This is a genomic window from Streptomyces sp. NPDC058274, assembly GCF_042881375.1.
In the GTDB taxonomy this organism is placed as follows: domain Bacteria; phylum Actinomycetota; class Actinomycetes; order Streptomycetales; family Streptomycetaceae; genus Streptomyces.
In genome coordinates this window covers 45,138-58,364 of record NZ_JBHVXW010000003.1, presented here as the reverse complement: position 1 = coordinate 58,364, position 13,227 = coordinate 45,138, and the positions used below count along the sequence as shown (strand labels likewise).

Here is a 13,227-nt window from a genome sequence, read left to right as displayed (position 1 = left end):
GAAGGGGCGGGCTCCAAAAGCCCGCCCCTTCAGCGCAGTTCGGCCCGGAACTGCGCCGGAGCCGTGTCCGTGTGCTGGTGGAAGAACTTGGAGAAGTTGGCCGCGTCGGGAAAGCCGACCGCGGCGCCGACGCGGCCGATGGGCATCTCCGTGTGCGCCAGCAGCCGCTTGGCCTCCAGGATCACCCGCTTGTCGATGAAGCCCTTCGGGGTCTCTCCGGTCGCCGCGCGCACCGCGCGGACCAGGGTGCGGCGGGAGTAACCGAGCGCGTCGGCATAGGCGCTGACGCTGTGGTTGGTGGCGAAGTCCTTCTCGACCGCGTCCCGGAACCGGGTGAAGGTGGTGCCGGCCTGCTCGTGCGCCGCCTCGGCGGAGCTCGCCGCGAGGTGCGCCAGCCGCAGCAGGAACGCGGTCAGCGAGTGCCGCAGCACCGAGGTGTGCAGGCTGAGCGGCAGGGTGGTCGTGTCGACGTACTCGCGCTCCAGTTGGGCCAGGGAGTGTTCGAGCGCGGCCAGCCGGGGAGCGTCCGGGCGCAGCAGCGGGGGCCGGTCGTAGCGGTAGAGGCCGGTCGCCTCGACCGTGGCGCGGGGCAGAAAACCCGGTTGCATGGTCAGGACGGTCCCGCGGTACCCGGTGTCATGGGAGAAGCGGTGCACCTGGCCGGGGCGGATCCAGAGCAGGTCGCCCGCGGAGGCCTCGTACTCGGCGAAGTCGATCATGTGTCTGACGGGACCTTCGTGGAACAGCATCACGACGTGGAAGTCGATCCGGTGCACCCGGTCCAGGGGTGCGTCCGCGTGCCAGGTGCGGCCGGTGCCCATCGGGCCGATCTGCATACCGACACCGGAGACGCTCAGGTCGACGGGGAAGGGGAAGGTCCTGATGCCGTCCTGCGCCCCGGCGCCGTCTTGGGGTGTTCTGTCCGCCATGTCCTTCTCGTGTCGACTCGGTCCCGCACTCGCTGTCCCACTTTCACCGAAGGCTGACACAGGGGCACCTTCCCCGGCAAAAGTCAGACTTTTAAGTTTGAACGCATCCGAGCAGTTACCCCGCTCCCATCGAGGACTTCTTGAAGATGAGCACGCAAATATTCGACAGCTTCGAGTGGACCGATCTCGACCGGCGTGCCGTCGACACCGCCCGCCTTCTGGCGGCCGATGCCGTACAGCAGGTCGGAAACGGGCACCCGGGGACCGCGATGAGCCTGGCCCCGGCCGCGTACACCCTCTTTCAGAAGGTGATGCGGCATGACCCGGCCGACCCCGAGTGGACCGGTCGTGACCGCTTCGTCCTGTCGCCCGGCCACACCTCGCTGACCCTCTACACCCAGCTCTTCCTGTCGGGCTATGAACTCGGCCTCGACGATCTGAAGGCGTTCCGCACGCACGGCTCGAAGACCCCGGGTCACCCCGAGTACGGGCACACCGCGGGTGTCGAGACCACGACCGGACCGCTCGGCCAGGGCGTCGCGAACGCCGTCGGCATGGCGATGGCCGCCCGCTACGAGCGCGGCCTCTTCGACCCACAGACCCCGCAGGGCGAGTCCCCCTTCGACCACACCATCTGGGCGATCGTCTCGGACGGCGATCTGCAGGAGGGCATCTCCGCCGAGGCCTCGTCCCTCGCCGGCCACCAGCGGCTCGGCAACCTCGTCTTCCTCTACGACGACAACCACATCTCCATCGAGGGCGACACCGCCACGGCCTTCTCCGAGGACGTCCTCAAGCGGTACGAGGCGTACGGCTGGCACGTCCAGCGGATCACGCCCGCCGACGACGGCGACATCGACGTCCACGCGCTGCACTCCGCGCTGCGGGCGGCGCAGGCCGAGACCGGCCGCCCCTCGATCATCGCGATGCGCACGATCATCGCCTGGCCGGCCCCGAACGCGCGGAACACCGAGGCCTCCCACGGCTCGGCCCTCGGCGCCGACGAGGTCGCGGCCACCAAGCGCGTCCTCGGTTTCGACCCGGAGCAGTCCTTCCAGGTGGCGCCCGAGGTGCTCGCCCACACCCGTGCGGCCCTCGACCGGGGCGCCGAGACCCACGCCGGCTGGGACAAGCGGATCGCCGAGTGGCGCCTCGCTGAGCCCGAGCGCGCCCGGCTCTTCGACCGTGTCGTCGCCGGCCAGCTGCCCGAGGGCTGGGAGAGCGCGCTGCCCGTCTTCGAGGCGGGCACGTCCGTCGCCACGCGAGCCGCGTCCGGCAAGGTGCTCCAGGCGCTCGGCGATGTGCTCCCCGAGCTGTGGGGCGGCTCCGCCGACCTGGCCGGCTCGAACAACACCACGATCGACAAGAACTCCTCGTTCCTGCCGGCCGGCAACCCGCTCCCGGAGGCCGACCCGTACGGGCGTACCGTCCACTTCGGCATCCGCGAGCACTCGATGGCCGCCGAGATGAACGGCATCGCGCTGCACGGCAACACCCGCATCTACGGCGGCACCTTCCTGGTGTTCTCCGACTACATGCGCAACGCCGTACGCCTCTCCGCGCTGATGCAGCTCCCCGTGACCTACGTCTGGACGCACGACTCGATCGGCCTCGGCGAGGACGGCCCGACCCACCAGCCGGTCGAGCACCTGGCCTCACTGCGCGCCATCCCCGGCCTCAACGTCGTCCGCCCCGCCGACGCCAACGAGACCGCGATCGCCTGGGCCGAGATCCTCAAGCGGCACGCCACCAACCCGGCCCCGCACGGCCTGGCCCTGACCCGTCAGGGCGTGCCGGCGTACGAGGCCAACCCGGAGGCGGCGAAGGGCGGTTACGTCCTGCGCGACTCCTCGACGGGGACCCCCGACGTGATCCTCATCGCCACCGGCTCCGAGGTGCAGCTCGCCGTCGGCGCGCGTGAGCGGCTGGAGGCCGAGGGTGTCGGTACCCGCGTGGTGTCGATGCCGTCCGTGGAGTGGTTCGAGGAGCAGTCGCCGGAGTACCGCGCGAGCGTGCTTCCGCCGTCCGTGAAGGCCCGCGTGGCGGTCGAGGCGGGCATCGGCCTGACCTGGTACCGGTACGTCGGTGACGCCGGACGCATCGTGTCGCTGGAGCACTTCGGCGCCTCCGCCGACGCCAGGACCCTCTTCGCCGAATTCGGCTTCACCGCCGAGAACGTCGCCGCCGCCGCGCGGGAATCTCTTGCCGCAGCCCGCGGTTGATCCGAGCGCACCAAGGAAGATGATCACTGTGACCGAAGCAACCGCGACCGCGGTACCCCTCAAGCGCCTTTCCGACGAAGGCGTCTCCATCTGGCTGGACGACCTCTCGCGCAAGCGGATCACGTCCGGCAACCTCGCCGGACTCGTCGAGCACCAGCACGTGGTGGGCGTCACCACCAACCCCTCGATCTTCCAGGCCGCCATCGGTTCCGGAGAGGGCTACGAGGAGCAGCTGGCCGACCTCGCCGTACGCGGCGTCACCGTCGAAGAAGCCGTCCGCATGATGACCACCGCCGACGTCCGCGCCGCGGCCGACATCCTGCGGCCGGTGTACGACAGGACCGGCGGCCGTGACGGGCGGGTGTCGATCGAGGTCGACCCGCGCCTCGCCCACCGCACCGAGGCCACCGTCGCCGAGGCCAAGCAGCTCGCCTGGCTGGTGAACCGCCCGAACGTGATGATCAAGATCCCCGCGACGAAGGCCGGCCTCCCGGCGATCACCGAGGTCATCGGCCTCGGCATCAGCGTCAACGTCACGCTGATCTTCTCGCTGGAGCGTTACCGCGAGGTCATGGACGCCTATCTGGCGGGCCTGGAGAAGGCGCAGGCCGCGGGCATCGACCTGGCCGGCATCCACTCCGTCGCCTCCTTCTTCGTCTCCCGCGTCGACAGCGAGATCGACAAGCGGCTGGCGAAGGCCGGCACCGACGAGGCCCTCGCGCTCAAGGGCAGGGCGGCCCTCGCCAACGCCCGGCTCGCGTACGAGGCGTACGAAGAGGTCTTCGCCTCCGCCCGCTGGACCGCGCTCGCCCCGTCCGGCGCCCACAAGCAGCGCCCCCTGTGGGCCTCGACGGGCGTGAAGGACCCCGCCTACAAGGACACGCTCTACGTCGACGAGCTGGTCGCGCCGGGCACGGTCAACACCATGCCGGAGGGGACCCTCAAGGCCACCGGCGACCACGGTGACATCCACGGCGACACGGTGACCGGCGGCTACGCCCAGGCCCGCGCCGACCTCGCGGCCGTCGAGCGGCTCGGGATCTCCTACGAGGAGGTCGTGAAGCAGCTGGAGGACGAGGGCGTCTCGAAGTTCGAGGTCGCGTGGCAGGACCTGCTGGAGGCCGTCGCCACCTCGCTGAGCAGCAAGGGAGTTGAGGGGGAATGAGCGGCACGCCTGCGCGGAAGACCCCGGTGGCGCAAGACGAGGCGTCGTCGCCGACGGCCGGCGCCGCCGGCGGGAACCCGGAATCCGGAGCCGCTGCCGGGAACCCGGAGTCCGGCGCCGAGTCGCCGAAGGCCACGGCCGGGACGCCGTCCGCCGCGGCGGAGGACCCGGCAGCCGCTGCCGGAAACCCCGCAGCCGGCGCCGAGTCGGCGCAGCGGGCCCTCGTCGAGGCCCTCGGGCTCGACGGGACCGACTGGGAGAACCCGCTGCGTGACCCCCAGGACCGCCGGCTTCCCCGGATCGCGGGCCCCTCGGGTCTCGTCATCTTCGGCGTCACCGGCGATCTGTCCCGCAAGAAGCTGATGCCGGCCGTCTACGACCTCGCCAACCGCGGCCTGTTGCCGCCGGGCTTCTCACTGCTCGGGTTCGCCCGGCGCGAGTGGGAGGACCAGGACTTCGCGCAGGTGGTGCACGACTCGGTGCGCGAGCACGCCAGGACCGAGTTCCGCGAGGAGGTCTGGCAGCAGCTCGCCGAGGGCATGCGCTTCATCCCCGGTGACTTCGACGACGACACCGCGTTCAAGCAACTGCGCGCGGCGGTCGACGAGTTGGACTCCTCACGCGGTACGAGCGGCAACTACGCCTTCTACCTCTCCGTACCGCCCAAGTTCTTCCCGAAGGTCGTCCAGCAGCTCAAGCGGCACGGGCTGGCGGACGCTCCCGAGGGTTCCTGGCGGCGCGCGGTCATCGAGAAGCCGTTCGGCCACGACCTGGCGAGCGCGCGTGAGCTGAACGCGATCGTGCACGAGGTGTTCCACCCGGACCAGGTGTTCCGCATCGACCACTACCTCGGCAAGGAGACCGTCCAGAACATCCTGGCGCTGCGCTTCGCCAACCAGATGTACGAGCCCGTCTGGAACCGCAGCTACGTCGACCACGTGCAGATCACGATGGCCGAGGACATCGGGATCGGCGGCCGCGCGGGGTACTACGACGGCATCGGCTCGGCCCGTGACGTCATCCAGAACCACCTCCTCCAGCTGATGGCGCTGACCGCCATGGAGGAGCCGGCCGCCTTCGACGCCGAGTCGCTGCTCACCGAGAAGCTGAAGGTCCTCAGGGCCGTGAAGCTGCCGGAGAACCTGGGCGAGCACACCGTGCGCGGGCAGTACGCGGCGAGCTGGCAGGGCGGCGAGCAGGTGCTCGGCTATCTCCAGGAGGACGGCATCGACCCGCGGTCGACGACCGACACCTACGCGGCGGTGAAGCTCCAGGTCGACAACCGCCGTTGGGCGGGCGTCCCCTTCTACCTCAGGACCGGCAAGCGGCTCGGCCGTCGGGTGACGGAGATCGCGGTGGTCTTCCAGCGCGCGCCCCACTCGCCCTTCGACTCCACCGCCACCGAGGAGCTCGGCGCCAACGCGATCGTCATCCGCGTCCAGCCCGACGAGGGCATGACGGTGCGCTTCGGTTCGAAGGTCCCGGGTACGTCGATGGAGATCCGGGACGTCACGATGGACTTCGCGTACGGCGAGTCGTTCACCGAGTCCAGCCCGGAGGCGTACGAACGGCTGATCCTGGATGTCCTGCTCGGCGACGCCAATCTCTTCCCCCGTCACCAGGAGGTGGAAGAGTCCTGGAAGATCCTCGACCCGATCGAGGGCTACTGGGACACCCACGGCAAGCCCGCGCAGTACGCCTCGGGCACCTGGGGACCCGGGGAAGCCGACGAGATGCTCGCACGAGACGGACGGAGCTGGCGCAGGCCATGAAGATCGACCTGAGCGACACCACGGCAAGCAAGATCAACAAGGCCCTTGTGCAGGGCCGCCGCGCCATCGGCACGCCTGCCGTGGGCATGGTCCTGACGATGGTCATCGTGACCGACGAGGAGAACGCGTACGACTCGATCAAGGCGGCCGAGGAGGCCTCGCGGGAGCACCCCTCGCGCACCCTGGTCGTCATCAAGCGGCACGCCAGGACCCCGCGCGACCGCACCAACTCGCACCTGGACGCCGAGGTCCGGGTGGGCGCCGACGCCGGCACCGGCGAGACGATCGTGCTGCGCATGTACGGCGAGGTGTCCGACCATGCCGACTCCGTGGTCCTGCCGCTGCTGCTGCCCGACGCGCCGGTCGTCGTCTGGTGGCCGGTGGACGCGCCCGAGGTCCCGGTCAAGGACCCGCTGGGCGCCCTCGCGGCCCGCCGGATCACCGACATGTACGCGGTCGAGACACCGCTCGCCGCACTGACGGCCCGGGCCCGCGCGTACGCGCCCGGCGACACCGACCTGGCGTGGACCCGGCTGACCCCGTGGCGCTCGATGCTGGCCGCCGCCCTCGACCAGGCCCGTACGAAGGTGACCTCGGCCGCCGTCGAGAGCGAGGCCGAGAACCCGAGCGCCGAACTCCTCGCCCGCTGGCTGGAGGCCCGGCTGGAGGTCAAGGTCGAGCGCGTCGTCAGCGCGGGGCCCGTCGTCACCGCCGTCCGGCTCGGCACCGGGAACGGCGAGATCCGCATCGACCGCCCCGAGGGCCCGCTGGCCACCCTGTCCCTGCCCGGTCAGCCCGCCCGCACCCTCGCGCTCAAGGTGCGCAGCACCTCGGAACTGATCGCCGAGGAACTGCGCCGCCTCGACGCGGACGAGATGTACGCCGTAGCCCTGCGGGGCCAGGGCACCAAGGAGAACCCCAGCCATGTCTGACTCCCCCAAGCTCACCCACCGCCCGGAGTGGACGGCACTGGAGGACCACCGCGCCCAGGAGCTGCTCCAGCCGCAGCTGCGTGAGCTGTTCGCCACGGACCCCGGGCGCGCGGAACGCTACGTCGCACGCGTCGGCGATCTGCACGTCGACTACTCCAAGCACCTGATCACGGACGAGACCCTCGCCCTGCTCCAGGAACTCGCCACGGCCACCGGTGTGTTCGAGTTGCGGGACGCGATGTTCCGGGGCGAGAAGATCAATGTGACCGAGGGCCGGGCGGTGCTGCACACGGCGTTGCGGGCGCCGCGTGGCGCGGTGGTCGAGGTGGACGGCGAGAACGTGGTGCCGGCGGTGCACGCGGTGCTGGACAAGATGGCCGGCTTCGCACAGCGGGTCCGTTCGGGTGAGTGGACCGGTCACACGGGCAAGCGCATCAAGAACGTGGTCAACATCGGTATCGGTGGGTCGGATCTCGGGCCGGCGATGGCGTACGAGGCGTTGAAGGCGTTCACGGACCGTTCGCTGACGCTGCGTTTCGTGTCGAACGTGGACGGCGCCGATCTCCACGAGGCCCTCGGCGGCCTGGATCCGGCCGAGACGCTGTTCATCATCGCGTCCAAGACGTTCACCACGATCGAGACCATCACCAACGCCACCTCGGCGCGGACCTGGTTGCTGGCCGGGCTCGGCGGCGAGGACAAGGCGGTCGCGAAGCACTTCGTGGCGTTGTCGACGAACGCCGAGAAGGTGTCGGACTTCGGTATCGACACGGCGAACATGTTCGAGTTCTGGGACTGGGTCGGCGGGCGTTATTCCTACGACTCGGCGATCGGCCTGTCGTTGATGATCGCGATTGGTCCGGACCGGTTCCGGGAGATGCTCGACGGGTTCCATCTCGTCGACGAGCACTTCCGTAGCGCCCCGGCCGAGTCCAATGTGCCGTTGCTGCTGGGGTTGTTGGGTGTCTGGTACGGCAACTTCCATGATGCGCAGTCGCATGCGGTGCTGCCGTACTCGCACTACCTGTCGAAGTTCACCGCCTACTTGCAGCAGCTGGACATGGAGTCCAACGGCAAGTCGGTGGACCGGGACGGCGAGCGGGTGGAGTGGGAGACCGGTCCGGTGGTGTGGGGCACGCCCGGTACCAACGGCCAGCACGCGTACTACCAACTCATCCACCAGGGTACGAAGTTGATCCCGGCCGACTTCATCGGCTTCGCCGAGCCGGTCGCCGGGCTGAGTGACGAACTCACAGCTCAGCACGACCTGCTGATGGCGAACTTCTTCGCGCAGACGCAGGCCCTGGCCTTCGGCAAGACACCCGACGAGGTGCGTGCCGAAGGGGTGCCCGAGGACCTGGTCCCGCACAAGACGTTCAAGGGCAACCACCCCACCACGACCATCCTCGCGCGCGAGCTGACCCCTTCGGTCCTCGGCCAGCTGATCGCGCTGTACGAGCACAAGGTGTTCGTCCAGGGCGCGATCTGGAACATCGACTCCTTCGACCAGTGGGGCGTCGAACTCGGCAAGGTCCTCGCAAAGCGCATCGAACCCGCCCTCACCGAAGGCACCGACGTGCCCGGTCTCGACCCCTCCACCGCCGCCCTCGTGGCCGCCTACCGCACTCTCCGGAAGAAGTGAACTGACATGCAGCTCGGACTCATCGGCCTCGGCAAGATGGGCGGCAACATGCGCGAGCGGATACGCCGCGCCGGCCACACCGTCATCGGCTACGACCGCAACGCCGACCTCGCCGACGTACACAGCATCGGCGAGCTCGTCGAGAAGCTCGAAAGCCCGCGCGTGGTGTGGGTCATGGTGCCCGCGGGCGGCCCGACCCAGTCGGTCGTCGACGAGCTGGGTGACCTGCTGGAGCCCGGCGACACGGTGGTCGACGGCGGCAACTCCCGCTGGACGGACGACGAGAAGCACGCCGAGGAGCTGGCGGCGAAGGGCATCGGCTTCGTCGACGCGGGTGTCTCCGGCGGCGTGTGGGGCCTCAAGAACGGCTACGCCCTGATGGTCGGCGGCGACGCGGAGAACATCGCGAAGGTGCAGCCCGTCTTCGACGCGCTGAAGCCCGAGGGCGACTTCGGGTTCGTGCACGCGGGCAAGGTCGGCGCGGGCCACTTCTCCAAGATGGTCCACAACGGCATCGAGTACGCCATGATGCAGGCCTATGCCGAGGGCTGGGAGCTGCTGGAGAAGGTCGACTCCGTCACCGACGTGCGCGAGGTCTTCCGCTCCTGGCAGGAGGGCACGGTCATCCGCTCCTGGCTGCTCGACCTCGCCGTCAACGCCCTCGACGGCGACGAGCACCTGGACAAGCTGCGCGGCTACGCGGAGGACTCGGGCGAAGGCCGCTGGACCGTCGAGGCGGCCATCGACAACTCCGTGCCCCTGCCCGCGATCACCGCGTCGCTCTTCGCCCGGTTCGCCTCCCGCCAGGACGACTCGCCGCAGATGAAGATGATCGCGGCGCTGCGCAACCAGTTCGGCGGGCACGCCGTCGAGTCGGCGAAGTAGGCGAGCCGTGGGCGACCTCCTGTTGGTCCGCCACGGCGAGACCGAGTGGAGCGTGTCGGGACAGCACACCAGCTGGACCGACCTGCCCCTCACCCGGCGCGGCGAGGAACAGGCCATGTCCCTCGCCCCGCTGCTCGCCGGCCGGACCTTCGCCCTCGCGCTCACCAGCCCACTGCACCGCGCGATCCGGACCGCGGAACTCGCGGGCCTGGCCGGGGCCGTGCCGGATCCCGAGCTGCACGAGTGGGACTACGGCGGGTACGAAGGCGTCACGACCGTCGACATCCATCGCACCCGGCCCGACTGGTACCTGTGGGACGACGGGGTGCCGCCCGGGCCGGCCGGCCATCCGGGCGAGTCCCCCGCCGAGGTGGGACAGCGCGCCGACCGCGTGCTGAAGCACGCCGGTACGGCGCTGGACGACGGGGACGTGGTCCTCGTCGGACACGCCCACTTCCTGCGCGCGCTGACGGCCCGCTATCTGGGGCTTCCCGCCGCGGACGGACGCCTGTTCCAGCTCGCGACGGGCACGGTCAGCCGGCTCTCCACCGAGCACGGCCGTCCCGTGATCGCCGAATGGAACGCCGGCGGAGGCGCCGCGGCCGTCGGCCCGTGACCCCTCGGGGACCGGAGACATAGACCCGTGATCGCCCCCGGGACCGGAAGCGGGACGTGACGAAGCGGTCGGCGCTAAGGGGCCGGGCTCCACTGGAGCCCGGCCCCTTAGTCATGTCAACTGCCTTGCGCCGAGCGTCTGTCCGGCCGCACAGGCGTCGGCCCGCCAGAGCCCCGATGACGGTCTCCCGGAGCGGCGGCGCCCGCCTTTCCGTCGAGCTCCATTGACATGAACCTGCGCGAACGGCCACTCTCTCTGCTTGAACATGCACGATCCGACGCTGTTTCGAGCACCTGCAAACACCACACTGCCGGTTTGAGTGGAGATGCGTACCGTGCGAAGACTCCGACACCGTTCCTGGGCCATGGCGGGGCTCGCCACCGCCCTGGCCGTCACCGTGCTCAGCGCCCCGGCCGGGCCGGCGCTCGCGGCGACCCCGCCCAGCGCCGTTCTCGACGCCACCCACAAGAGCGTCACCTGGCAGAGTCCCGTCTACCCGAAGGGCACGTCCGGCGGCACCGAGACCTGTCCCGCCGCCGCCGACGACCCGGACAACAGGACCTGCGACCGCTTCGACGTGAACGTCTCGGTGCCCGAGGGGTATTGGGCCGACAACCCCGAGGGCGGCGTACCGATCTCGATCGAGTGGCAGAAGCCCACCGACGACTTCGATCTGTACGTCTACGACGACGCGGGCAAGCAGGTCGCCTCCAGCGCGGGCACCGCCGACCCGGAGGCCACGCTGATCCCGAACGCGTCGGGGACCTACCACGTGCTGGTCGTGCCGTACGACGTGCACGACAACGCGTACACCGGGAAGGCGTATCTCCCGGAGACCACCGACGCGGGTGACCTCACCTCCTTCAGCGGCGGCGACGGCAGCTACACCATCGCCGCCGGACAGCTGAAAGCGCGGGCCGACTTCCTGACGGATGGTCAACTCCGGTTGCAGGCAGACCCGTCCGGGTCGCTCGACGACCCGGCCGGCACCGCCATCGTCCGCAAACAGCCGGCCCTGCAGAAGCACACCACGTCCTTCGACGCGGGCTCGTACTACGGCATCCGCTCCCCCGGCGCCGTGCTGCGCGTGTACAAGAAACCGCTGCGCTTCGGCCTCTACAAGGCGGACAACCGCACGCGGGTCTGGCAGGAGGACAAGCCGCTGCGCTGGTCCACCAGCGGGATGCGGCAGTCTCTCGCGCGCGGCGCGGACGAGCAGTTCTTCGGCGGCGGGGAGCAGAACGGCAGCTTCTCGCACCGCGACCGGACGATGTACGTGGCGAACAGCTTCGACTGGAACGAGGGCGGCTACAACAACTCGCAGCCCTTCTACCTCTCCAGCGCGGGCTACGGCGTCTTCCGCAACACCTTCGCGCCCGGTGTCTACGACTTCGGCGCACCGGTCAGGACCGGACAGCAGGAACGCCGCCTGGACGCCTACTACTTCACCGGTGACGCGAAGCAGGTGATCGGCAAGTACACCGCGCTGGTGGGCAAGCCGTTCATGCCGCCGGTGTACGGCCTCGAACCGGGCGACTCCGACTGCTATCTGCACAACGCCAACCGCGGTGAACGGCACACCCTCGACGCGCTGAAGGTCGCCGACGGATACACCGAGCACGACATGCCGCTGGGCTGGATGCTCGTCAACGACGGCTACGGCTGCGGTTACGAGAACCTGGAGCAGACCGCCAAGGGTCTCCAGGACCACCACGCGCAGCTCGGCCTGTGGACCCAGGACGGCATCGACAAGCTCGCCGACCAGGTGAAGGCCGGCCAGCGCGTCGCCAAACTGGACGTCGCCTGGGTCGGCAACGGCTATCGCTTCGCCCTGGACGCCTGCGACAAGGCCAAGGCGGGGATCGAGGAGAACAGCGACGCGCGCGGTTTCGTCTGGCTGCCGGTGTCCTGGGCGGGCGCCCAGCGCTGCGGCGTCCTGTGGAGCGGCGACCAGAAGCTGTCGTGGGACTACATCCGCTGGCAGATCCCGACGTACGCCGGGGCCACCATGTCCGGCATCGCCTACAACACGGGTGACGTGGGCTCGATCTACCGCCACGACCCCGAGATGTACGCCCGCGACCTCCAGTGGAAGGCGTTCCTGCCCGCCATCATGACGATGGACGGCTGGGCGTCGGACATCAGAACCGGGAAGCCGGCCGACCAGCAGCCCTGGCTGGACGGCGAGCCGTACACGTCCGTCAACCGCAAGTACCTCCAGCTCAAGGAGCGCCTGCTCCCCTACATGTACACACTGTCGGCCGAGGCGGCGAAGACGGGCGTGGGCGCGGTCCGGCCGCTGTGGCTGGAGTACCCGGACGACCCCAACACCCTTGGTGCGCAGGCGAAGTACGAGTTCCTCACGGGATCCGACTTCCTGGTCGCACCGGTCTACGAGGACTCCGACACCCGTGACGGCATCTATCTGCCGAAGGGCACCTGGACCGACTACTGGACGGGCCGCATCTACCAGGGACCGACCACGGTCAACGGCTACCACGCGCCCCTCGACACCCTTCCCCTCTTCGTGAAGAGCGGTGCGATCGTCCCCATGTGGCCGAAGGGGACGACCAGTTGGCAGACCCGCGACCGGCACGAGCTCGACTGGGACCTGTACCCGAAGGGCGACAGCAGCTACACGCTGTACGAGGACGACGGGGTGACCCGCAAGTTCGCCGAGGGCGCGTCGGCCGCGCAGCGCGTGTCCATGAGTGCGGCGAAGGGGTCGACCGAGGTCAACGTCGGTGCGAGCAAGGGCAGTTACCGGGACAAGCCCGGGGCGCGCGCGTACCGCTTCACCGTGCACGGTGAGTCCGCTCCGCGACAGGTGCTCCTGAACGGGCGGCCACTGCCGGCTTCGGCCTGGTCGTACGACACGGACACCAGGGTCACGACGGTCAGGACACCGAGCCTGACGCTCGACCGGGCGTTCCGCCTGCGGCTCGTGCGGTAGGCCGGGGTGGGGGGGGGGGGGGGGGCCCGCCCCCCCCCAAGGAGCTGACGAGCAAAATAATCACCCCCCCCCCCCCCACCCCACAAAGAAACAAAAACCCCCCCCCGCCGA

Annotated in this window: 9 protein-coding genes; 8 read left to right on the top strand and 1 reads right to left on the bottom strand. The window is 69.7% G+C overall.

The window, feature by feature from the left end; genetic code table 11:
* Positions 1–29: 29 nt before the first annotated feature.
* Positions 30–929 (bottom strand): AraC family transcriptional regulator, encoded by a 900-nt coding sequence (locus ACFVYF_RS07525; RefSeq protein WP_389452283.1) that lies wholly within the window; start codon positions 927–929, stop codon positions 30–32.
* Positions 930–1,075: 146 nt separating this feature from the next.
* Between ACFVYF_RS07525 and tkt the strand changes: the two genes are divergently transcribed.
* The 8 genes from tkt to ACFVYF_RS07485 all read left to right on the top strand — a co-directional run bounded on the left by tkt (position 1,076) and on the right by ACFVYF_RS07485 (position 13,116).
* Positions 1,076–3,151: a transketolase gene (tkt, locus tag ACFVYF_RS07520; RefSeq protein ID WP_389452281.1), complete on the top strand. Its 2,076-nt coding sequence runs from the start codon at positions 1,076–1,078 to the stop codon at positions 3,149–3,151.
* A gap of 19 nt (positions 3,152–3,170) precedes the next feature.
* Entirely contained in the window at positions 3,171–4,316 is a 1,146-nt protein-coding gene (gene tal, locus ACFVYF_RS07515) for a transaldolase (protein ID WP_389452278.1), read from the top strand.
* The gene (zwf, locus tag ACFVYF_RS07510; RefSeq protein WP_389452275.1) at positions 4,313–6,088 is read left to right on the top strand and encodes a glucose-6-phosphate dehydrogenase; all 1,776 of its coding nucleotides are present in this window, start codon (positions 4,313–4,315) and stop codon (positions 6,086–6,088) included. The genes tal and zwf overlap by 4 nt, the downstream gene beginning before the upstream one ends.
* Complete coding sequence (gene opcA / locus ACFVYF_RS07505) at positions 6,085–7,020, top strand: glucose-6-phosphate dehydrogenase assembly protein OpcA (RefSeq protein ID WP_389452273.1); 936 nt, start codon at positions 6,085–6,087, stop codon at positions 7,018–7,020. Before zwf ends, opcA begins: the two co-directional genes overlap by 4 nt.
* Positions 7,013–8,662 carry a glucose-6-phosphate isomerase gene (pgi, locus tag ACFVYF_RS07500; RefSeq protein WP_389452270.1) on the top strand — a complete coding sequence of 550 codons (1,650 nt, stop codon included), beginning with the start codon at positions 7,013–7,015 and terminating at the stop codon, positions 8,660–8,662. The genes opcA and pgi overlap by 8 nt, the downstream gene beginning before the upstream one ends.
* A gap of 6 nt (positions 8,663–8,668) precedes the next feature.
* Positions 8,669–9,547, top strand: coding sequence for a phosphogluconate dehydrogenase (NAD(+)-dependent, decarboxylating) (gene gnd, locus ACFVYF_RS07495; RefSeq protein ID WP_389452267.1), 879 nt, complete (start codon positions 8,669–8,671; stop codon positions 9,545–9,547).
* A gap of 7 nt (positions 9,548–9,554) precedes the next feature.
* On the top strand, positions 9,555–10,163 hold the full coding sequence (locus ACFVYF_RS07490) for a histidine phosphatase family protein (protein WP_389452264.1): 609 nt from the start codon (positions 9,555–9,557) through the stop codon (positions 10,161–10,163).
* A 334-nt stretch (positions 10,164–10,497) separates the two neighbouring features.
* Positions 10,498–13,116, top strand: coding sequence for a TIM-barrel domain-containing protein (locus ACFVYF_RS07485; RefSeq protein ID WP_389452261.1), 2,619 nt, complete (start codon positions 10,498–10,500; stop codon positions 13,114–13,116).
* Positions 13,117–13,227 lie beyond the last annotated feature (111 nt).